This is a genomic window from Myxococcales bacterium (assembly GCA_022184915.1).
Taxonomy (GTDB): domain Bacteria; phylum Myxococcota_A; class Polyangia; order Fen-1088; family Fen-1088; genus JAGTJU01.
Genome location: JAGTJU010000006.1, coordinates 16,289 through 36,422, shown reverse-complemented (window position 1 = coordinate 36,422; position 20,134 = coordinate 16,289). Strand labels below are relative to the sequence as shown.

Here is a 20,134-nt window from a genome sequence, read left to right as displayed (position 1 = left end):
AACCGAAGGGATTTACTTGATCTCGACCTTGGCGCCAGCCTCTTCGAGCTTCTTCTTGACGCTCTGAGCCTCGTCCTTGGACACGCCCTCTTTGACGGGCTTGGGAGCGCCGTCAACCAGGTCCTTGGCTTCCTTGAGGCCAAGGCTGGTGACTTCGCGAACGGCCTTGATGACACCGATCTTGTTGCCACCCGCCTCGGCGAGCACAACGGTGAATTCAGTCTGCTCGGCGGCGGCAGCGGCATCGCCGGCGCCTCCAGCGGGGGCGGCCACGCCCGCCACGGCCACAGGGGCAGCAGAAACGCCCCACTTCTGCTCCAGCTCCTTGGTGAGAGCGGCGAGGTCCATCACGGACATCTGGGAGAGAAAATCAACGACTTGTTCCTTGGTCACGTCGGCCATTGTAAGGGTCTCCTTCTATCTTTCTCAGCTTGGGAAATCTTGATGCGCGTCGCTCGGCGGCGGCTTCGATGGGTTCTTGGGGTACTGACTACTTTTGCTGATCCTCGCGCGCCTTGAGCAGGTACACGAAACTCTGGGGGGCCGCGTTGAGCAAGCGCATGAACGTCTGCGGTACGGCATTGAGGGTCGCCAGGAAGGTAGCCCGCATCTCGTCTTTGCCGGGCATCTTCGACAGCATCTCGACGCCATTGGCATCGAGGGCTTTTCCGTCCACGTAGCCGCCTTTTATCTGCAGCTTCTCCTCGCCCTTGGCGAACTTGGTCAGCACCTTGGCAGGTGCACCCGCGTCCTCGAAGGAGTAGGCGATGGCGGTCGGTCCGGCCAAGAGGGGCTTGATGGACGCCATGGCGGTGTCCTTCACGGCCAGGCCGAGAAGCTTGTTCTTCACGACCTTGTACTCGCAGCCTGCCTTGCGGAATTCGTTACGCATGGCGGTGTCTTTGTCCACCGTCAGGCCTCGGAAGTCGGCGATGACCAGGCTCTGCGCCTTGGCCAGCTTCTCTTTCAGGCTGGCCAGCGATTCGGATTTTTGGGTTCGGTCCACTGTCGGCTCTCCTACTTAGCGAGCAGCTTCGAGCTCGGCGATCAGCGGCGCGGTGTCGAGGCGAAGACCAGGACCCATCGTCGTTGACAGGCTGACCGATTTAACGTACGCGCCCTTCGCTGTCGAGGGCTTTAGACGCATCAGGGTCTCGAGCAGCGCTTTTGCGTTCTCTCGGATCTTCTGCGGACCGAAGGAGACCTTCCCGATCCGGGAGTGCACGATGCCTGCCTTCTCCACGCGGAACTCCACGCGACCGGCTTTCAGCTCCCGTACCGCCTTCGCTACGTCGGGCGTTACCGTCCCCACCTTCGGGTTCGGCATCAGCCCCTTGGGACCGAGCACACGGCCGAGACGACCCACGAGACCCATCATGTCGGGAGTGGCCACGAGCGAGTCGAAGTCGGTCCAGTTTTCTTTCTGGATCCTCTCCACCAACTCGTCGGCACCCACGTGGTCGGCGCCTGCGTCCTGCGCCTCCTTGGCCTTGTCGCCCTTGGCCACGACAACGACGCGCAGCGTTTTTCCCGTGCCGTGGGGCAGAACCACCGCGCCGCGGACCATCTGGTCGGCGTGCTTAGGATCGACGCCCAGGCGAACGGCGATGTCGACGCTTTCGTCGAACTTCGCCACCTTCGTCTCTGGCAATAGCGAACACGCTTCGTCGAGCGTGAAGCGCTTTCCGGTCTCGACCTTCGCAGCCGAGCGCCGGAATTTCTTTCCGTGCTTACCCATGTTGTGTTCCTTGTTTCCTCACCGGACCCGGCACTTACGCCTCGACTTCGACACCCATCGAACGGGCCGTGCCAGCGATGGTTCGCATGGCTGCTTCCACGTCGGTGGTGTTGAGGTCAGACAGCTTGGTCTTGGCGATTTCTTCAACCTGCTTCTTGGTGAGCTTCCCCACCTTCACCTTGTTCGGCTCTTTCGAACCCGAACCAGGCTTCTTCGCGGTAGGCAGGCCCGCCGCTTTTTTGATGAGAACCGAGGCAGGCGGTGTCTTCGTGATGAAGGTGAACGAGCGATCGGAGAAGACCGTGATCACCACGGGGATCGTCAGATCTTCCTTCGCCTGAGCCTGCGTTTTGGCGTTGAACTGCTTGCAGAACTCCATGATGTTCACGCCGTGTTGGCCGAGTGCTGGGCCAATGGGCGGAGCCGGGTTTGCCTTACCGGCGGGGATCTGCAGCTTGATGTAACCTTGAACCTTCTTCATCGCTATTCACCAAATCATCCGGCGCAATTAGCCGGTCTTTTCAACCTGACGGAATTCGAGCTCGACCGGAGTTGCCCGGCCGAAGATCGACAGATTCACTCGAACCTTTTCCTTGTCGGCCTTTACCTCAATGATCTCGCCCGAAAAATTGGCGAAAGGCCCCTCGATCACGCGAACCGTCTCTCCTTCGTCGAAGGAGACACGGGACTTCGCCTTGGGCGAACCATCGGCGAGCGTCTGAATCTCGTTCTCTTTGACGGGCTGCGGATTGGTGCCGCCCAGGAAGCCCGTGATCTTGGGAGTGTTCTTCACCAGGTGGAACGTCTCCTGGTCCATCTCCATCTGAACGAACATGTAGCCTGGGAAGAACTTTCTCGTCGTCGAACGCTTCTGCCCTTTGACGAGCTCGTTGACCGTTTCGGTGGGGATCAGCACCTCGCCGAAGCGAGCGTCCATCCCCGCCTGGCGCACACGGTCCAACAGCGAGAGCTTGGCCTTGTTCTCGTGTCCGGAGTAGGTGTGAACGACGTACCACCGCATCGTTCTGATTTCGCCCGTGTTCTCGCTCATTACGTCCGCCGTCTTCTCGACCGTCTGTCGTGTTGCTACCGGAGGCTTCAACTGAGCACCGTTGTCGTCAGGAACGACCACACGCTGTCGATTGCACTCAGCAGCAGTGCCGAAATGACCACCGTCACAATGACCACCACGGTTGCCGCGGAGGTCTCTTTGCGGGTGGGCCAAGTGACCTTTTCCAGCTCGTGGAAGATGTCCGTGACGGTGCCGTGGAGGTTGTCGTTCCTGTAGGCGACCAGGGTGACAACCGCAGTGATGCCGACCGCGATGAGGTTGACGGCCAGCTGAGGAGGCTTGGCAAAGTAGTTCCAGACCCAGTCGATGCTCAACGAGAGCAGCAACGCTAGAATCAGCGCCGCGCAGCCGAAGAAGAAATGGATGTATTTGTTGGATCCCATCAACCGGTTCCCGACAGAGGTGTCTTCAATGAGGCTTCAGACCGCCACGACGTGGCGCGAGCCGAATGCAGGGCAGGAGGGACTCGAACCCCCAACCCGCGGATTTGGAGTCCGCTGCTCTACCATTAGAGCTACTGCCCTATGTCCCCCCTCCACACGGACCGAACTCCCCTGCGAGGAGGGCTTAGAACGCCCGCAGGCGGAGTCGATGACCCCGCCTCGCGCGCTCCCGTGTGAAGGAGATGTTCTCAATGTCTGGTCCGAGGACTACTCGAGAATCTTCGCGACCACGCCGGCGCCGACGGTACGGCCACCTTCGCGGATCGCGAAGCGCAGGCCTTCTTCCATAGCGATCGGGGCGAGCAGCTCGACCGTCGATGCTGACGTTGTCGCCCGGCATCACCATCTCCTCCCTCGCCGGCAGCGTCACATTGCCCGTCACGTCCGTCGTGCGGAAGTAGAACTGCGGGCGGTAGCCCTTGAAGAACGGCGTGTGGCGACCACCCTCCTCCTTCTTCAGGACGTACACCTCGCCCGCGAACTTCGTGTGCGGCTTGATCGCTGCCGGATGCGCCAGCACCTGTCCGCGCTCCACGTCTTCCTTCTTCGTGCCGCGGAGAAGGGCGCCGACGTTGTCGCCGGCCTGTCCCTCGTCGAGCAGCTTCCGGAACATTTCCACGCCCGTGACGGTCGACTTCTGCGTGTCGCGGAGGCCGACGATCTCGATTTCCTCGCCCACCTTCACGCGTCCGCGCTCCACGCGTCCCGTCACCACCGTGCCACGTCCGGAGATCGTGAACACGTCTTCCACGGGCATCAGGAACGGCTTGTCGATCTCGCGCTTCGGCTCAGGAATGAACGAGTCGCATGCGTCGCATCAGCTTGTCGATGGCCGCCACCCCGATCTCGCTCTTGTCGCCCCTCGAGCGCCTTGAGCGCGCTGCCTCGCACGATCGGTGTGTCGTCGCCGGGGAACTGGTACTTCGACAGGAGCTCACGGAGCTCGAGCTCGACCAGGTCCAGAAGCTCTGCGTCTCCTGCGTCGACCATGTCGCACCTTGTTCAGGAAGACCACGATCGCGGGAACACCGACCTGGCGCGCCAGCAGGATGTGCTCGCGCGTCTGCGGCATCGGGCCGTCAGGTGCCGCTCACCACCAGGATCGCGCCGTCCATCTGCGCCGCGCCCGTGATCATGTTCTTGACGTAGTCAGCGTGCCCGGGGCAGTCGACGTGCGCGTAGTGGCGCTTGTTCGTCTCGTACTCCACGTGCGGCGATCGTAGATCGTGATGCCGCGTTCCCGTTCTCTCGGGGGCCTTGTCGATCTGATCGTACGCCATGAACTTCGCCTGACCCTTGTCGGTCAGCACCTTCGTGATCGCCGCCGTCAGCGTCGTCTTCCCGTGGTCGACGTGTCCGATCGTTCCCACGTTCAGGTGTGGCTTGGTACGGTTGAATTTCTCTTTCGCCATGTCTGCTCTCCCGCAGGTCGCTTTCGTTTGGTTCTAGGTCGATGTCCTTCGAGCCCACCACCAGGATTGAACTGGTGACCTCGTCCTTACCAAGGACGTGCTCTACCAACTGAGCTAGGTGGGCGGATATCGTTCGGACAGGTTCGTTATTTGTCGATGAGTGTTGCCGAGCGGGAGACGGGGTTCGAACCCGCGACATCCAGCTTGGAAGGCTGGAGCTCTACCAGTTGAGCTACTCCCGCAGTGGGTGGTTAAGCTGTGGTCGTCTCCGTAAGAGTCTTTGGGGTGGTGGTGAGTTCGTTGCGGTACGAACGGCCGGGTTGTGGAGGGAGAAGGATTCGAACCTTCGAAGCCTGAGGCGCCAGATTTACAGTCTGGTCCCTTTGACCGCTCGGGAATCCCTCCGGGAAGTGTTGATTAACTAGGCTCTGATTAGGCTTATTCCGGTCTTCTACGTTACGAGCTGGCGATGGGACTCGAACCCGCAACCTGCTGATTACAAATCAGCTGCTCTACCAATTGAGCTACGCCAGCACCTGCGGCTCGCTCCGCCCGCTCCGATAAGTTATGTGATCTCGCTAATTTAGGTTTTAGGTGTCCTCGGGCGCACAGCTCCCGTGGGCTTTTAGAGCGCGAACGTTTACTCCGCGCCCGGCGACGTGTCAAGCATTTCTGGGCTCGCCGATGAAGCCAAAGACAGACTTTTCGATGAGCGACATCGGTCCACGGGTCCCGCTGCACGGCGTTCGGCGGGACGCGGAAGATAGCGACTTAGGGGCAGCTCGGCAAAGACTTACGGGGGATTTTTGCAAGCTTCCCGTCCTTGGTGGCTCCCCGGTAGCAAAGATGCCCCAGATTGGGCGCGGCGCGGCGCGAGCCCGAGCGCGGCACCGACGCGCTTCGTTCAGAGGACGCGCCGGGCAGGACCCGGAGGTGCCGACGGCGCTCGACGCTCCGGGGCCGCACCGTCCAGGGTGGGAGCGGGTCGCTCCGTTCCTGTGGGCTCGGGCGGCTCAGCGGGGCGCTCATCGTTGGCGTTCGAGGGTGCCTTGGGGTCCGGCCTGGCCGCTTCAAGACCCGGCGCCGGAAAGAGAAGGCTCCTCAACTTGTCGATGGCCTCACGGGACTTCGTGACCCACTCGGTCTCGACGCCCAGGCGTTCGAAGAGCTCGAGGTTGTGCTCGTGGCCGCGCAGAGCCTTCTCCAATACGATGCGCAGCCGGTCACGCAGCTCGTCCCGGTATACGCTGCGCTGCTCCAACTTGTCGTCGCCGCCGAGATCCGTGGGTTCGGGGACCGCCATGACGGCGTCGTAGAACTCCTGGAAGAGCGTCCCGATCTGAAACGCGGCCATGGAAGCGATGCGCGCGTTTCCGTAGCGAACCGCGTCAATGTAGCGCCGACGGGCCTCAAGGAGCTGCCGGGCTTTTTCCTCGAGGTCCTTCTTCATTTGGCTTTCGGGCCACCTGAGCGGCACGGCGTTCGAGCGCTTGTGGGAGATCTCGCCCAGCATCAGCTGCGCGAGCGCGAGAAAATAGTCGGTGTCCAGCCGCTCCTCGTTCGTCACCTCGAGCCGGCGCTTGAAAAAGAAGACCTCTCGCAGCACGTACTCGGCGGTGTCCAGGTCATCCAGGTTGTAACGGGCGACGGCACGACGCGTAAGGGCCTCCACCCGGTCGTCGGCCGTGAGGTCCTTTCGTTCGATGAGAGTCACGAAGACCTGCTCCGAGGGCAGCCACTGCTTTGCCTCCGCCAGGGAGATCCCCAGCTGGAAGTACGCATCCTTGACGTCGGGGCTCTCGGGATGAGCGTCGATGAACCTGCGGAACTCGGCTGCGGCCTCCGCCCATTGACCCTGGTCTTGATGAACGAGTCCCAGATTGTATTGCGCGGCCTTCGCCTGCGCCGACGAGGCAAACGACTTCATCAGCCGGCGATAGTGGCCAAGGGCGTCGTCGAATCGCTTCTCCGCGTAGGCCTGACTGGCGCGCTCGAACAGCTCTTGCGCGTCGTAGGCGTCGACTGTTACCTCGGCGCCCTCGCGGGTGGCCGTGATCTCGACGGGCTCCATGTCGTAGCGCACGGGCTCGGATCGTGCCTCCCCGGCCCCTCCCCGCGAGGTGGCGCATCCTGAAAAGGCGCTCACGACGAGTAGCGCCGATACGTACCTCCAGCGGCCCTTGGGGGCGCGTTCCGGCGCAGCCGAAGGGCGATGAGCCGCCGAAGAAGGATCGAGGCGCAGAACGGGATCCATGTGCATCGATTCTATGACATCCTGCCGGCCTCTGGGTTCCCACACCGCGCCCGCCCATGGCCGTACGAGGGCCCAGGGCCCGATCGCTCCCCCGCACCATACTGGCCCATGCAGCCCCAAACCGAACCTGTCGAACCCTTGATTTCTGAAGCCGCCTTGATGGCTCGTGTTGCGGAACTCGCCCACGAAATCCAGGTCCGTATTCCCCCGGGACCGCTGACCGTGGTGGGTGTCCTCAAAGGCGCGTTCATCTTCACCGCCGACTTGGTTCGGCGGATCTCTCGGGAACTGCAGTGCGACTTCCTCACCCTCCGCAGCTACGGAGACAGCACCGAGTCATCGGGTGTGGTGGAATTGGTAGGCGACCTGTCACTGCCCGTCGAGGGCCGACACGTCCTCATCGTCGAGGACATCGTCGACTCCGGACTCACACTGCGTTATCTCCGCCACATTCTGGCGGCCCGGAGCCCCGCCAGCGTGTGGGTCGCGGCACTGCTCGACAAGCCGAGCCGCCGTCGGGTGGAGGTGGACGTGGACTTCGTCGGGTTTTCGATCCCAGACCACTTCGTGGTGGGCTACGGACTCGACGCGGCTCAGTCCTATCGGAACCTTCCGTATATCGGGGCGCTCAAGGTCACCCCCCCCTGAGCGCGTGCGACGCGAGGTCGGGGGTGGGGATCATCATTCGTCCTTTTTCCCCAGCTGCGTCTGCAGGCGGGTCCGTAGACGGTTGTAGCGGTTGATGAACTCCAGGTGGTCGCGCCGAAACACCTTGAGGTACCTGCGCTCCTTGCCCTTCTGCTTGATGGCCTCCCGAACCTCTTCGAGCGACGAGGCCAGTTGCGTGGGGTCCGTGAAGGAGGGCACGAGCGTGATGAGCCGCGAGCTCTCGACCACCTTCACCTCGCCCACCGTCGCGCCTGCCGGCGGCGTGAACAGCAGAACCATCACTTCGGGACTGGCGTTGCGGATGGTTTTTACCACCATCGAACTCGGCAAGTCCGGCAAGGACTCCTTGATGACGGCGATGCGCGGGGGGGCCTGGGACGCAGCGTCCAACGCTTCACCCCCGCTTTGCGCAATCCGAATGCGCCAGCCTTTCTCGGCGGGTAGGAGCCGCTCGAGGGCTCCGAAAAGTGAGGCATCATCGTCCACAAGCAGCACGGGAATGTTCCCAATTTCGTGCATCGAGGGGGACGAGCCCTGCTCGCGCGACAGCAAACGGTCTTCCAAATCCACCAGGCGCCGGGACAGGTCCATCATCTCGCGGAGAAAGTCTTCGTGGACTTCCCCGAGCTGCGTGAGCAGGCGTTGCGTGTCGGTCTTGGCCTCGATTTCCTGACACGCACGAATGACGCGATCACGAAGGTAAAGCACCGCATCCTGGCTCTTCGGCACAACGTCGAGGGCCCCTGCGCGGAACGCCGTCGAAGCGGCCTCGAAGGTTCGGCGGCCGCTCATGACGATGAGGTTGGTTACGGGGGACTTCTCCTTCGCGAAGGCGAGCAGCTCGAGCCCCTTGTCGGGCCCGGGTGTGTCGAGGTCGATGAGGGCGACGGGAAAGAACTTGTTCGACAGCTGGTCCTTCGCACGTTCGACGTCCGAAAGCCCGGTGACTAGCATGTCGATGTCGCGAAACAGCTTCTCGAGGCCGCGCAGCACCCGCTCGTCTTGGTCGACGATGAGTACCTCCTGACCCGTCCAAGGGTTTCGCTTGGTCACTTCGAGACCCTAGGGCAGCCGGACGCAAAGATCAAAAACTGGACGCAACCTCCTGACGGCATCCCCGAAGCCCAGTCCATACGCTCTCACGCCGACCTCAAGTTCCTCGCCCCGGGACACGATCAAGAAGAAGGGGGTCGCAGGGCAGCAGGCGCGTCGCTCTGCGGGCCCGCGTAACGGTTTTGGTTACGCCGGGGCACCCCTCGAGAGGAACTCGCACGTCATGACCACCGTTCTCGACCGGGTGCTCCAGGCTGCCCGCCAGCTTGGCGCGTCGGACGTCCACATGAAGGCCGGCCTGCCGCCGATCTTTCGCATCAAGGGCGACCTCCGGACCGTCCGGGACGTGCCCCCTCTGTCACGGGAGGTCCTGCGCAACTTCGCTTACGCGATCATGAGCGAACGCTTGCGGCAGCAGTACGAGCAGACCTGGGACGTGGATCTCGCTTATGCGTCGCAGGATGGTGTGCGCTACCGCGTGAACGTGTTCCAGCAGCGGGGCTCCGTGGGCATGGTCATGCGTCTCATCCCGCCCGACGTTCCGCCCTTCGAGACCCTGAACCTACCGCCCAAAGTGCTGGACCTGGCCGCCGAAGAGCGCGGCTTGGTGCTGGTCACCGGCATCACGGGGTCCGGCAAGTCGACCACACTTGCGGCCATGGTGGACTTCATCAACTCCCGCCGCGCGGCTCACATCGTCACGATCGAGGATCCGGTCGAGTACGCGTTCAAGGACCGGCGCAGCGTCATCAACCAGCGCGAGGTGGGGTTCGATACGACGTCGTTCTCGAGGGCGCTGCGGGCCGCCCTTCGCCAGGACCCCGACGTGGTGCTGGTTGGTGAGATGCGCGACATCGAGACCACGGAGATCGCAATGACCGCGGCCGAAACCGGTCACCTGGTGCTCTCCACGCTCCACACGATCGATGCCGTGGAAACCGTCAACCGCATCATCTCGCTTTACCCTCCTCATCAGCAAAGCCAGGCGCGTCTGCAGCTGCTCACGGTGCTCAAGGGCGTCGTGTCTCAGCGGCTCGTTCCGCGAGCGGACGGCCGAGGCATGATTCCGGCCGTGGAGATCTTGGTGAACACGGCCCGGGTCAAGGAGCTCGTAGCGGACCCGAAACGTACCCGTGAGATCCGCGACGCCATTGCCACGGGACGGGACCCGTACGGCATGGTCAGCTTCGACCAGTCACTGACAGAGCTCGTCCAGCGCCAGATCATCACCTACGACGAGGCGGTGAGGAACGCGACGAACCCCGACGACTTCGCGTTGCACTTCCGGGGCTTCAACAAGGGCGCCTCCGCAGGTGGAGACGGGGGGGCCGCCGGAGCCTCGCGTGCCTATGCGCAGGAAATTTACGACCCGACCCCGCGCATGGGTGGGGTTGCGGACACGCAGGTCCGCCAGGTCACCGCCACCCGGGTCGGGGCCAACGCCCTGTCTGACGAATTCAAGATCGACCGCTTCAAGGAGTAGCGGGAACAGAACACGGGGCTGAGCGAGCACCGGCGCCTGGCCAGGCCCGGCCCGCACGGACCGCTCCTGCACGGGCCGCCCCTGGCAAACCGCGGCAATCGCGGCACAAACGCAAAGCGTTTCTGCTAGATTTCGCCCCCTCATGCCGCACCCCTCAAGCACATTCCTGAACGCCTCGGCCGTCCGCCGGGCCTTCCTCGATTTCTTCGTGAGCAAGGGCCACGAAGAGGTGGCGAGTTCTTCCCTCGTGCCCCAGAACGACCCCACGCTGCTCTTCGCCAACGCGGGCATGAACCAATTCAAGGACGTGTTCACCGGGAAATCCCGACGGGCGCGCATTCGGGCCACCACAGCACAAAAGTGCGTGCGCGCGGGCGGCAAACACAACGACCTCGAAAACGTAGGGCGCACGGCACGCCACCACACCTTCTTCGAGATGTTGGGTAATTTCTCTTTCGGCGACTATTTCAAAGAGGGTGCCATCACCTTCGCGCACGAGCTGCTGGCCGAAGTGTACGGCTTGCCGCTCAACCGACTGGTGTTCACGGTCCATCACTCGGACGACGAAGCTCGACAGCTCTGGAAGTCAATCACCGGGGTGCCTGACGATCGCATCATCCCGCTGGGCGACAAGGACAACTTCTGGGCCATGGGCGATACGGGCCCCTGTGGTCCGTGCAGCGAAATTCACTACCACCAAGGCGACGACCTCCCCTGCGCCGAGGTCGCGGCGGGACGCCCGTGTCAGGGGCCGGCCTGCGACTGCGATCGCTGGGTCGAGGTCTGGAACCTGGTGTTCATGCAGTACGAGCAACACCCCGACGGCACGCGAACGCCCCTGCCCCGCCCCTCCGTGGATACGGGCATGGGCCTCGAGCGACTCTGCGCCGTGCTGCAGGGCTACCGTTCGAACTACGAGACGGATCTTTTACGCCCTCTCGTCGACACGGTGGCGCGCCTGTCCTCCAAGACGTTCGACGCTACCGACTACAGAGAGAACTCATCGTCGGTTTCGATGCGGGCCATCGCCGATCACGCGCGGGCCACGGCGTTCTTGGTGGCCGATGGCGTGTTCCCCGAGAAGACGCGCCGGGAGTACGTCTTACGTCGCATAATGCGACGCGCCATCTATCACGGAGATCTCCTCGGCATCAAGGACGCGTTCTTCGCCAAGCTGACCGGCCAGGTCATTGACCTGATGAGCAGCGCCTATCCCGAGCTCGACGAACGCCGCAGCACCATCTTGGAAGTCACCGAGCAAGAGGAGCGACGCTTCCGCGAAACCCTCGAGCGCGGCGTGCGTATCCTGACCGAGGAAACGGAGCGCCTGTCCGGCACGTCCGTGCCGGGCGAGCTGGCGTTTCGGCTCTACGACACCTATGGCTTCCCTCTCGATCTCACCCGGGTCATCGGCAACCGCCGAGGCCTGGAGGTCGATGAAGCTGGATTCGACGCGCAGATGGAGGCCCAGCGCAAGCGCGCTGCCTTCGTGGGATCCGGGGAGCTCGCGGTCGAGGGGGTGTTTCAAGCGATCGCCGAGCGCGTGGGGACCACCCGGTTTCTGGGTTACGAGGCCTGCCATGCGCCTGGGCAGGTCGTTGCCCTCGTCCAGGACGGCCGGGAAGTGGACCAAGTGAGGGTCGGGGCAGACGGAGCTTCCACCCCCTTTGCGTTCGTCTGCGCGGAAACCCCTTTTTACGGCGAATCGGGCGGCCAAGTGGGCGACAGCGGCGTGGCGACGGGCCCGGCGGGAAGCGTGCGCATCGACGACACGAAACGGCCGGTCCCCGGCCTGTCGGTGCACGTGGCCACGCTCGTGTCGGGTGAGGTCAAGGTGGGTGACGCGCTGGACCTGCGGGTGGACGAAGCTCACCGCAACGCCGTTCGACGCAACCACTCGGCCACGCACCTCATGCACTGGGCCCTGCGTACGACGCTTGGCGAGCACGTGGCGCAGAAGGGCTCCCTGGTTTCGGAGGAGCGTCTCCGCTTCGATTTTTCCCATTTTCAGCCCCTCACGCGGGAAGAACGCGAGCGCGTAGAAGATCTGGTGAACGCCCGCATCGTTCAAAACCATGCTGTCGAGACCGCGGTGCTTCCGATCGCGGAAGCGAAAGCCGCGGGCGCGGTCGCGTTTTTCGGCGAGAAGTACGCGGACACCGTTCGCGTGCTGTCCATGGCCGAGAGCAAGGAGCTGTGTGGAGGCACCCACGTGTCGCGGACCGGCGACATCGGCCTCTTCAAGATCACAGAAGAAACGGGCATTGCACAGGGCGTCCGCAGGATCGAGGCGGTCACCGGATTGGGTGCCGTGGGTTTCGTGCGCAAGCTGGAACACGAGCTCCTGGGTTCGGCGGAACAGCTCAAGGCCAGCCCCTTCGAGGTGTCTTCCAAACTCGAGCGTCTCCAGGGAGACCTTCGCACGCGGGACAAAGAGATCGAGAAACTGCGCGCTCAGCTGGCCTCGGGCGGAGGGAAGGATCTGACCGCACACGCTCAGAAGGTGGGCGACGTCTCGATCCTCGTGACCGATGTCCCGGTCAGCGACGCGAAGATCCTGCGCGAAACGGCCGACAAGCTGCGGGACAAGCTCTCTCCCGCCGTCATTGCGCTGGTGGGCGACGAAGGGGAGAAGCTGTCGTTGGTGTGCGTGGTGAGCAAAGACTTGGTGGGGCGGTTCCATGCGGGCAAAACCTTGTCCGAGTTGGTGAAGGTCATCGATGGTAAGGGCGGAGGTCGACCTGACATGGCGCAAGGGGGCGGGCCCCGGCCTGCCGACTTGGGCGCCGTGCTGAGCCAGTGGCGCCAGGCACTGGTTGACCTCGTCGCGAAAAGCTGAACCTCGAGGTCGCGCATGCTCCCCGTTCCCGACGCGCGGGTCCTTGGCGCGCTCAAGGCCGTATACGAGGCCATCCGGACGTCGGACGGTGAAGATCCGTCCACGAAACCGGACCTTGGTTTCGATCCGCACTTCTTCGAGCAGGTCACACCGCTGCTGGATTTTCTGTGGGAGCGGTACTTCCGCGTGCGTCTCTCGGGGCTCGAAAACCTCCCGGACTCAGGGCCGGCGCTCATGGTGTCCAACCATTCAGGGGGCCTACCCTACGATGGGATGATGCTTGCTTACGGCGTGCGCAAGCTCCACCCCCAGCATCGCCTGCCCCGGCCCCTCGTGGCGAACTTTGCGTTTCGCTCGCGTGTCATGAGACCGGTCGTGGCCCGCTTCGGGGGCGTACGGGCCTCGATGGAAAACGCCACGCGCCTTCTCGAGGAGGGTCAGGTGGTCTCGGTGTTTCCGGAGGGGCTGAGGGGCGTGGGCAAGCTCTACCGGGAGCGGTACCGTCTCACGCGCTTCGGACGCGGAGGCTTCGTTCGCTTGGCGGCCGCGGCCGGCGTGCCTATCATCCCCACGGCCATCGTGGGGGCCGAGGAAATCCACCCGGTGATCGGCAAGCTCACCGCCCCGGCCCGGTGGCTCGGCTTGCCCTACATCCCCATCACGCCTACCTTTCCCTTCCTGGGTCCCCTGGGTCTTTTACCCCTTCCCACGAAGTGGCACATCCAGGTGGGAAAGCCGATCGTGGCCCCGACCATGGCGCTCGATGATACTTCGGCCGTGTTGGAGGCGGCCGAGCAGGTGCGTGGGCAAGTGGACACGATGATTGCGGAAATGTTGCTCGAGCGGCGTTCGATCTTTTTTGGCTGAAGCAACCCGGTTCGGCTGAAGCAACCCGGCCGCACGGCGGCCTCGCGCCGGCTGGCTTGATCCCCCCCCCCGAGCCTTGCCAGCGGGTAGGTGCAAAAACGTCACCGTCCGCACCCCTTTACCCGTTCTGGTTGACGAAAAAGCCCTACTGAGGTGTCTAACCGGTAGGCGGGCTTCAAGCTGGGGGTCAATCTTGACGAAGACAAGTAAATGGGTGAATCTGCCCAAAGGCCCGGAAAAGCCCGTAAGCGTGAGGACTTAGCTCTCCCATGATATCCGTTGGGCAGACTGTCGGAAATTACAAGATCACCGCGAAACTGGGCGAAGGCGGCATGGGGGTCGTGTACCTCGCCGAACACCCTGTCATCGGCAAGAAGGTGGCTATCAAAGCCATCCACCCCGAGCTCTCGAAGAACCCCGAGGTGGTGTCGCGGTTCATGACCGAGGCCAAATCGGTCAATCAGATCGGCAACGAGCACATCGTCGACATCAGCGATTTCGGCAACACCGACGAGGGTGAATTCTTCTTCGTGATGGAGTTCCTGCAGGGTGAAGCCCTGTCGGACCGCATCACCCGCGAACACCGCTTTCCCGCGGCGCGGGCCTTGAAGATCGCGGCGCAGGTGGCGGACGCCCTCGCGGCGTCCCACGAGCACGGCATCATCCACCGCGATCTCAAGCCAGAGAACGTCTACCTCATCAACCGCGGCGCGAACGTCGATTTCGTCAAGGTTCTGGACTTCGGCTTGGCGAAGCTCACGCAGGGGGACGAAAAGGTCACCCACAAGACGCGGACGGGCTCCGTCATGGGCACGCCCTACTATATGTCGCCCGAGCAGTGCGAGGGCCGCGCCGATGTCGACCAAAGGTCGGATGTTTACGCCTTGGGCGTCATCTTGTTCGAGATGATGACGGGCAAGGTGCCGTTCGGGGGCGAGGGCTACGGTGAAATCATCGTCAAGCACATCACCCAAGCGCCTCCTTCGCTGCGGGCCATCAACCCCGCGCTGGAGGAGCACCACGAGAAGGTGGTGCTGAAGTCGCTGGCGAAGGACCGCGCCCAACGTTTTCAGTCGATGAAGGAGTTCCGAGCGGCCATTTTGGACCCGCAGAGCTTCGTGCTGAACGGGGGCTCGGTGCCATCAGCGGCGCCGGCGGAGGGGGCTCCCGCATCCCGTCCAAGCGAGGCGGAAGCCATGAGCGGGCAGGTGGTGTTCGGAGCCGCCCCCGGTCAGGGAGGAAACCGCCGACAACCTGCTCCCACCACCTTCGGACAAGGCAACGGCGAGTTGGCGGACGACCTCGACATCCCGCCGAAGTCCCACAAGGGCCTGGCGTTCGGGGTGGCAGGCGCCATCCTTGTCGCGGGAACCGCCGCGTTTTTGCTGCTGGGTCGCGGCCCTTCGGGCCCTCCCGCCTCGGCCACGGTGACACCGCCCGCAGCCGAGACGCAGGCGGAGGCGAATGCTGAAGCCGCTCCGGACGTGCCCGAGCTCGTGACCGTGATGTTCAGGTCCGAACCAAGCGGTGCCACCGTCTCCCGCAACGACTCGGGTGAGCGTCTCGGCACCACGCCGTTCCAGTTGGAGTTTCCCAAAGGCAAGGAGGCGATCGCTTTCGCCTTCGACAAAGAGGGATACGAGACCCAAACGATGACGCTGGTGCCCGACTTGTCAGCCAAGCTCGCAGCAAGCCTGGTCAAAGAGGCCGAAAAAGAAGCGCCCAAGGACGCGGCGAAGGAGCCGGGCCGCCGTCCGGTGGCCGTGACCCGACCCGGTCGGGGCTCGACGGGTTCACGGAACGACAAGGGCACGGAGGCCCCGCCCCCAAAGCCCACGAAGCCCCGAACGACCGTAGACGAAGACGGCTACCTCAGCCCGGGCTTCTGAGCAGGCGGCCGCGCTGGCCCAGCCAGGCGCACCCGCCCTGTTGACAATCGGGGTTCGGGTCCGTACGGTCCTCCCAGCACCACGTCCGGCGCTCCGGACCGCGGCTCCTCGCTGGGAGTCAAGGCATCCATTGTCTACACAGGGATCTGACAGGAATTCTGAATACCGACCGTATCGGCGCTTTTTGGCTTGGTCGGTGCTGTCGTTTTCCGTGCTGGGCAGCCTGTACGTGCTGACGTCGGTGGGTGTCTCCATCTACCGGCGACGCAATCCCCCCGTGGAAGCCGCCACGCCGGTAAGCGAGGCCATCACGGTGGCGGAGTTGAAGGGCTGCTTGGAGGAGCTGTCGGACGTGCAGGTCGCACTCGAGAAGCACCTGGAGAGCTTTCATCACCTGCTGGGCGGCTACGACCCGGCAGAAGCCCAGCGCTGGGGTGACGAAGGCGCACTCTGGCGCAAGCGGTGGAGCCGCCTTGGGCAACGATGCCGGTTTCAGGAAGCGCGGAGCCGCGCCCTGCGGAAAGAACTCGAAGACATGGCGTCCGTTTACGACGAGCTGGGCGCCGTTCATCTCACCTTCACACGCGAACTCAAGCGTTTCGGGAACGAGCAGGCCCCGCGCCTGTCCCAGGTACGCACGCGGGTGGACAAACTGAGCGAGCGCCTGCGGGACATCCGCTGAGAGCGCACGAGACCTCGTCGACACGACGGACAAGCACGAACAAGAACGAAGGCAGCCATGAGCGAGAACGATACGGATCGACAGGAACGGGGGGCGGACAAGGGGCAGGAGGAGGCCGATCGGGGCACCTTCGCAGACCTGGGACTCCGCGCCGAGGTGCTGCAGGCCCTACAAGACATGGGCTTTTCGGCTCCGATGGAGGTGCAGCGCCAAACGGTTCCCGTGGTGCAATCGGGTCGAGACGCGCTGGTGCAGTCCCGCACGGGCTCGGGCAAAACGGCCGCTTTCGGGATCCCCTTGGTGGATCGCGTGGTCGATCCCGACGAGAAGGCCGTTCAGGCCATCGTGCTTCTGCCCACGCGCGAGCTGGCCTTGCAGGTGGCGGCCGAAATGGCGCGCATCGCGGCCCACAGGCCCATGACCGTGGTACCCGTGTACGGCGGTGCGCCCATGGGCAAGCAGGTCGAACAGTTGCGGGCCGGCGGACAAATCGTTTGCGGTACACCCGGGCGCATCCTGGACCACCTGCGCCGGGGCACCTTGAAGCTGGATCGCGTGCGCTGCGCGGTGTTGGACGAGTGTGACGAGATGCTCTCGATGGGCTTTCAGGAAGACATTGAGCGCATCCTCGAACACACCCCGTCGGAGCGGCAGACGATGCTGTTTTCCGCCACCCTACCCGAGGGCATCAAGCGCCTGGCGCGGCGCTATCTGCGCAACCCGGTGCACCTCAAGCTCTCGGCCGACTTCGTGGGCGTGGCCGAGATTAGCCACCTCTACTACACGGTCAGCGGCGCGAACCGCGAATCGGACCTGCTGCGCATCTTGGCCTTCGAGAACCCGGGCCGGGGCATCGTGTTTTGCAACACCCGGGAAGAGACCGGGCGCGTGGCGGAGTTCCTGCGGAGCAAGGGCATGGAGGCCGAGGCTATCTCTTCCGACCTGTCACAAAGCGATCGCGAAAAGGTCATGAAGCAGATGCGCGAGGGAAGCATTCGCTTCCTGGTGGCTACAGACGTAGCAGCGCGCGGCATCGACATCGACGACATCTCTCACGTCTTCAATTTTTCGTTTCCGGATTCGCCCGAGTCCTATATCCACCGAACCGGGCGAACCGGACGGGCGGGACGCCACGGCGTGGCCGTATCGCTCATCGGGCCCACGGAGGTGGGTTCGTTCTACTACCTCAAGCTGCTCTACAAGATAAAGCCGGAGGAGCGCACGCTGCCTTCGGAGGCCGAGATCCAGGCGCGCCGCGAAGGGGAAAGCCTGCAGCGGCTTCGCAAGGACCTCGCGCCCGAACCCGGACTCTCGTGGCGAGCCCTCGCCCGCCGCGTGTTGACCGCACTCGACGCCGAACACCTGCTGGCTAGCCTCTTGAAGGAGCGCTTGAGCCACACCCGCAACCGCCCCTCGGCGGCCGAAGCGGTGGCCGACAACATGGCTCAGGGCACGCCCGAGGCCGAGAGCGAGGCGCTCGGCTTTGCCACCAGCTTGGACGAACCCACCCCACGGCGGGAGGGCGAGGGCCGACGAGAGCGTTTCTCGGACCGGGGTCGGGACGAAGCCGGACGCTACGGGGATCGGGAGCGTGGACGCAACGCCAGTGGCCGGCGTCCCGAGGGCCGCGGTGAGCGGGATCGCGCTCGGCCCGGGGACCGCCTGCGCCGGGGCGATCGTGTGCGTCGCGACCGAGAGCCTGGGTACGGCGACAAAGAGCCGCTGGTCAGCGAAGCGCCCATGGCGAGCCGAGGTGACCGACCCGCGGAAGAGATGTCCCCGCCTCAGATCACGCCGGTCGAGGCCGCCCCCCTTTCCGTGCGAGAGGGTCGCGACATCCGTGCCTCTGACGACTTCATGTCGGTGTGGAACGAAGACGGGGAGGAGTCGCCCCGGCAGGCGCAGGAGCCCGTACAGGAGCGAACGCGGACACGGGCCCCGAGCCGTTCAGAGGCCAGAGCCGACGAGATCCGGCTTTACCTCAACCTCGGGCGTAAGGACCGCGTACGCGCCGACGACGTGGCGAGCCTGCTTCAGGATGCGGGCCATGTGGTCCCCTCTTCGGACATCGAAGTGATGAACACGCACAGCTACATCAACGTCCCCTCGGGTCAATCCGAAGCTCTGGTGTTGGCGCTCAACGGTCGGGAGCACAACGGCCGGGCGCTCGTGTGCGAGCCGGCAAAGCCACGAAGGTAAGCGGTCCCGCTCTACTCGCCGGGGAACCCTTTGAGTTCGGCTGGGGTCTCCGGCTGCGGCGCCTTGCCGGGCCTGGGCGGTTCCGGCCCCTTCGGTGCAGCAGGCCGCATGGCTTGCTGGGGTGGGTCTTCCCTGCGGGTGGGGCGATCGAGCTTGGGGTGAGGGGGCGGCACGGGTTCGGCCGCTTCTTGCGCTTTGATCAACGCGGCCGGCTCAGGCACGGGCGCGGGGACCGTCACGGGGGAGACAGGGACCTGCCCTGCCGTGGGGAGCGGCGCCGGCCCTGCCACAGGGGGGGGCGCCGAGTGCCCGAGAAGCAACCAGGCCAGAGCCACCACGGCGCCCAACGCGATGCCACCGATCACCAGCAGGCCCTTTCCGGATCGCGGATTCGGGGCACGTTCGTCATCCTCGACGGCCTCCGGGGCGTCGGCGAACGCGGGTCCGCCGGACACCATCATCTCAGTGTTCGAGACGCGCCCGCTGGAGGCGATGAGGGGCATCCCATCGGAGCCACCCAAAGGCCGCGTGAGATTTCCTCGGGCGGCGGGCTGCGTGGAGGGCGAGCGACCACGTCCTCCGGCTGTCTCGGAGATCGACTCCACCGCCGCGAGCACGTCGGCCATGCTCTGGAACCGTTCGGCCGGCTGCTTCGCGAGCGCCTTGAGCACCAGCGCATCGAGTTCCGGAGGAATGCCCAGCTCCGGGCGCTTGAGGGAGGGAGGCTTCGGTGTCTCGAGCAGATGCTTCGTCAGCATCGCAACGAAGTTCTCTGCCTGAAAGGGCGCCTCGCCCGCAATGAGGTGGTGAATCATGCAGCCCACGGCGTACACGTCGGCGCGCTGGTCGCAGACCTTCCCTTCGGCCTGTTCGGGGGCCATGTACTCGGGCGTGCCAAAGATCATGCCGGTGCGGGTGAGCTTCGGGCCGTCGTCGCCGGCTTCGGTCTGAACTTTGGCGATGCCGAAATCGAGGAGCTTGACGAAATCGGCCCGGCCTCCCCGGTCGATGATGAAGACGTTTTCGGGCTTCATGTCCCTGTGAATGATCCCTTTGGCGTGCGCTGCGCCGAGGGCCTTGCATATCTGCACGATGATTGGACGGGCCCGACGCCACGTCATGGCGCCTTCGGCTCGTACCACCTGTCCGAGGTCTTGCCCTTGCAGGAACTCCATCGCAAAAAAGACGAAGCCTTCGGGTGATTGCCCGAAATCCGAGATGTCGATGACGTTTTCGTGGCCGATGCGGGAGGCCGATTTGGCCTCCTGAAGAAAGCGCGCCGTCAGTTCGGCTTTGCGGGCCAGCTCGGGTGCAAGCACCTTCAGCGCGACTTTCTTCTCGATGAAGACGTGCTCGGCCAGGTAAACGGCCCCCATGCCGCCCTCGCCCAGCTTCTTGATCACACGATAGCGTTCGCAGATGACCTTCCCGACGAGAGGGTCGTCCTGAGGTGGCGGGGTAAGCTCGCCGACAGCCATGGGCGCCCACTGTATCATGGCCTTCGGGTGGGCGGGATCTTCGCGCGCATCCCGGC

The 20,134-nt window shown here is 64.0% G+C and carries 16 protein-coding genes, 5 tRNA genes and 1 pseudogene; 7 read left to right on the top strand and 15 right to left on the bottom strand.

Going from position 1 to position 20,134, the window contains the following annotated elements; all coding sequences use genetic code 11:
- Nucleotides 1-12: 12 nt before the first annotated feature.
- The 13 genes and pseudogenes from rplL to KA712_21160 form a co-directional block, all read right to left on the bottom strand.
- Nucleotides 13-402 (bottom strand): 50S ribosomal protein L7/L12, encoded by a 390-nt coding sequence (rplL, locus tag KA712_21220; GenBank protein MCG5055488.1) that lies wholly within the window; start codon nucleotides 400-402, stop codon nucleotides 13-15.
- 88 nt (nucleotides 403-490) lie between these two features.
- On the bottom strand, nucleotides 491-1,006 hold the full coding sequence (gene rplJ / locus KA712_21215; protein ID MCG5055487.1) for a 50S ribosomal protein L10: 516 nt from the start codon (nucleotides 1,004-1,006) through the stop codon (nucleotides 491-493).
- 15 nt (nucleotides 1,007-1,021) lie between these two features.
- Entirely contained in the window at nucleotides 1,022-1,738 is a 717-nt protein-coding gene (gene rplA / locus KA712_21210; GenBank protein ID MCG5055486.1) for a 50S ribosomal protein L1, read from the bottom strand.
- 34 nt (nucleotides 1,739-1,772) lie between these two features.
- The gene (rplK, locus tag KA712_21205; GenBank protein ID MCG5055485.1) at nucleotides 1,773-2,219 is read right to left on the bottom strand and encodes a 50S ribosomal protein L11; all 447 of its coding nucleotides are present in this window, start codon (nucleotides 2,217-2,219) and stop codon (nucleotides 1,773-1,775) included.
- Between the two features lie 27 nt (nucleotides 2,220-2,246).
- Entirely contained in the window at nucleotides 2,247-2,789 is a 543-nt protein-coding gene (nusG, locus tag KA712_21200) for a transcription termination/antitermination protein NusG (protein MCG5055484.1), read from the bottom strand.
- A gap of 47 nt (nucleotides 2,790-2,836) precedes the next feature.
- Entirely contained in the window at nucleotides 2,837-3,193 is a 357-nt protein-coding gene (gene secE / locus KA712_21195) for a preprotein translocase subunit SecE (protein ID MCG5055483.1), read from the bottom strand.
- 68 nt (nucleotides 3,194-3,261) lie between these two features.
- Nucleotides 3,262-3,334 (bottom strand) — tRNA-Trp (locus KA712_21190).
- Nucleotides 3,335-3,460: 126 nt separating this feature from the next.
- Nucleotides 3,461-4,665: pseudogene (tuf, locus tag KA712_21185) on the bottom strand (elongation factor Tu).
- A 51-nt stretch (nucleotides 4,666-4,716) separates the two neighbouring features.
- Nucleotides 4,717-4,789 (bottom strand) — tRNA-Thr (locus KA712_21180).
- 45 nt (nucleotides 4,790-4,834) lie between these two features.
- Nucleotides 4,835-4,907 (bottom strand) — tRNA-Gly (locus KA712_21175).
- 81 nt (nucleotides 4,908-4,988) lie between these two features.
- Nucleotides 4,989-5,070: transfer RNA gene (locus KA712_21170), tRNA-Tyr, on the bottom strand.
- A 56-nt stretch (nucleotides 5,071-5,126) separates the two neighbouring features.
- Nucleotides 5,127-5,199: transfer RNA gene (locus KA712_21165), tRNA-Thr, on the bottom strand.
- Between the two features lie 370 nt (nucleotides 5,200-5,569).
- On the bottom strand, nucleotides 5,570-6,919 hold the full coding sequence (locus tag KA712_21160) for a tetratricopeptide repeat protein (GenBank protein ID MCG5055482.1): 1,350 nt from the start codon (nucleotides 6,917-6,919) through the stop codon (nucleotides 5,570-5,572).
- Between the two features lie 108 nt (nucleotides 6,920-7,027).
- Between KA712_21160 and hpt the strand changes: the two genes are divergently transcribed.
- Entirely contained in the window at nucleotides 7,028-7,567 is a 540-nt protein-coding gene (gene hpt, locus KA712_21155; protein ID MCG5055481.1) for a hypoxanthine phosphoribosyltransferase, read from the top strand.
- Between the two features lie 33 nt (nucleotides 7,568-7,600).
- Here hpt and KA712_21150 read toward each other — a convergent pair whose 3' ends face one another.
- Nucleotides 7,601-8,641, bottom strand: coding sequence for a response regulator (locus tag KA712_21150; GenBank protein ID MCG5055480.1), 1,041 nt, complete (start codon nucleotides 8,639-8,641; stop codon nucleotides 7,601-7,603).
- 223 nt (nucleotides 8,642-8,864) lie between these two features.
- Between KA712_21150 and KA712_21145 the strand changes: the two genes are divergently transcribed.
- The 6 genes from KA712_21145 to KA712_21120 all read left to right on the top strand — a co-directional run bounded on the left by KA712_21145 (nucleotide 8,865) and on the right by KA712_21120 (nucleotide 18,600).
- Complete coding sequence (locus KA712_21145; GenBank protein MCG5055479.1) at nucleotides 8,865-10,124, top strand: type IV pilus twitching motility protein PilT; 1,260 nt, start codon at nucleotides 8,865-8,867, stop codon at nucleotides 10,122-10,124.
- Nucleotides 10,125-10,266: 142 nt separating this feature from the next.
- Nucleotides 10,267-12,963, top strand: coding sequence for an alanine--tRNA ligase (alaS, locus tag KA712_21140; GenBank protein MCG5055478.1), 2,697 nt, complete (start codon nucleotides 10,267-10,269; stop codon nucleotides 12,961-12,963).
- Nucleotides 12,964-12,978: 15 nt separating this feature from the next.
- Complete coding sequence (locus KA712_21135) at nucleotides 12,979-13,830, top strand: acyltransferase family protein (GenBank protein MCG5055477.1); 852 nt, start codon at nucleotides 12,979-12,981, stop codon at nucleotides 13,828-13,830.
- Between the two features lie 269 nt (nucleotides 13,831-14,099).
- Nucleotides 14,100-15,719: a protein kinase gene (locus KA712_21130; protein MCG5055476.1), complete on the top strand. Its 1,620-nt coding sequence runs from the start codon at nucleotides 14,100-14,102 to the stop codon at nucleotides 15,717-15,719.
- Between the two features lie 196 nt (nucleotides 15,720-15,915).
- On the top strand, nucleotides 15,916-16,401 hold the full coding sequence (locus KA712_21125) for a hypothetical protein (protein ID MCG5055475.1): 486 nt from the start codon (nucleotides 15,916-15,918) through the stop codon (nucleotides 16,399-16,401).
- 57 nt (nucleotides 16,402-16,458) lie between these two features.
- On the top strand, nucleotides 16,459-18,600 hold the full coding sequence (locus KA712_21120) for a DEAD/DEAH box helicase (protein ID MCG5055474.1): 2,142 nt from the start codon (nucleotides 16,459-16,461) through the stop codon (nucleotides 18,598-18,600).
- 11 nt (nucleotides 18,601-18,611) lie between these two features.
- Here the strand turns inward: KA712_21120 and KA712_21115 are convergent, their stop codons facing one another.
- Nucleotides 18,612-20,078, bottom strand: coding sequence for a protein kinase (locus tag KA712_21115; protein ID MCG5055473.1), 1,467 nt, complete (start codon nucleotides 20,076-20,078; stop codon nucleotides 18,612-18,614).
- Nucleotides 20,079-20,134: the final 56 nt, after the last annotated feature.

Coding starts and splice junctions, on each gene's coding strand:
- rplL (MCG5055488.1), bottom strand. CDS start 402: ATGGCCGACGTGACCAAGGAACAAGTCGTTGATTTTCTCTCCCAGATG.
- rplA (MCG5055486.1), bottom strand. CDS start 1,738: ATGGGTAAGCACGGAAAGAAATTCCGGCGCTCGGCTGCGAAGGTCGAG.
- rplK (MCG5055485.1), bottom strand. CDS start 2,219: ATGAAGAAGGTTCAAGGTTACATCAAGCTGCAGATCCCCGCCGGTAAG.
- nusG (MCG5055484.1), bottom strand. CDS start 2,789: ATGAGCGAGAACACGGGCGAAATCAGAACGATGCGGTGGTACGTCGTT.
- secE (MCG5055483.1), bottom strand. CDS start 3,193: ATGGGATCCAACAAATACATCCATTTCTTCTTCGGCTGCGCGGCGCTG.
- KA712_21160 (MCG5055482.1), bottom strand. CDS start 6,919: ATGGATCCCGTTCTGCGCCTCGATCCTTCTTCGGCGGCTCATCGCCCT.
- hpt (MCG5055481.1), top strand. CDS start 7,028: ATGCAGCCCCAAACCGAACCTGTCGAACCCTTGATTTCTGAAGCCGCC.
- KA712_21145 (MCG5055479.1), top strand. CDS start 8,865: ATGACCACCGTTCTCGACCGGGTGCTCCAGGCTGCCCGCCAGCTTGGC.
- alaS (MCG5055478.1), top strand. CDS start 10,267: ATGCCGCACCCCTCAAGCACATTCCTGAACGCCTCGGCCGTCCGCCGG.
- KA712_21135 (MCG5055477.1), top strand. CDS start 12,979: ATGCTCCCCGTTCCCGACGCGCGGGTCCTTGGCGCGCTCAAGGCCGTA.
- KA712_21130 (MCG5055476.1), top strand. CDS start 14,100: ATGATATCCGTTGGGCAGACTGTCGGAAATTACAAGATCACCGCGAAA.
- KA712_21120 (MCG5055474.1), top strand. CDS start 16,459: ATGAGCGAGAACGATACGGATCGACAGGAACGGGGGGCGGACAAGGGG.
- KA712_21115 (MCG5055473.1), bottom strand. CDS start 20,078: ATGGCTGTCGGCGAGCTTACCCCGCCACCTCAGGACGACCCTCTCGTC.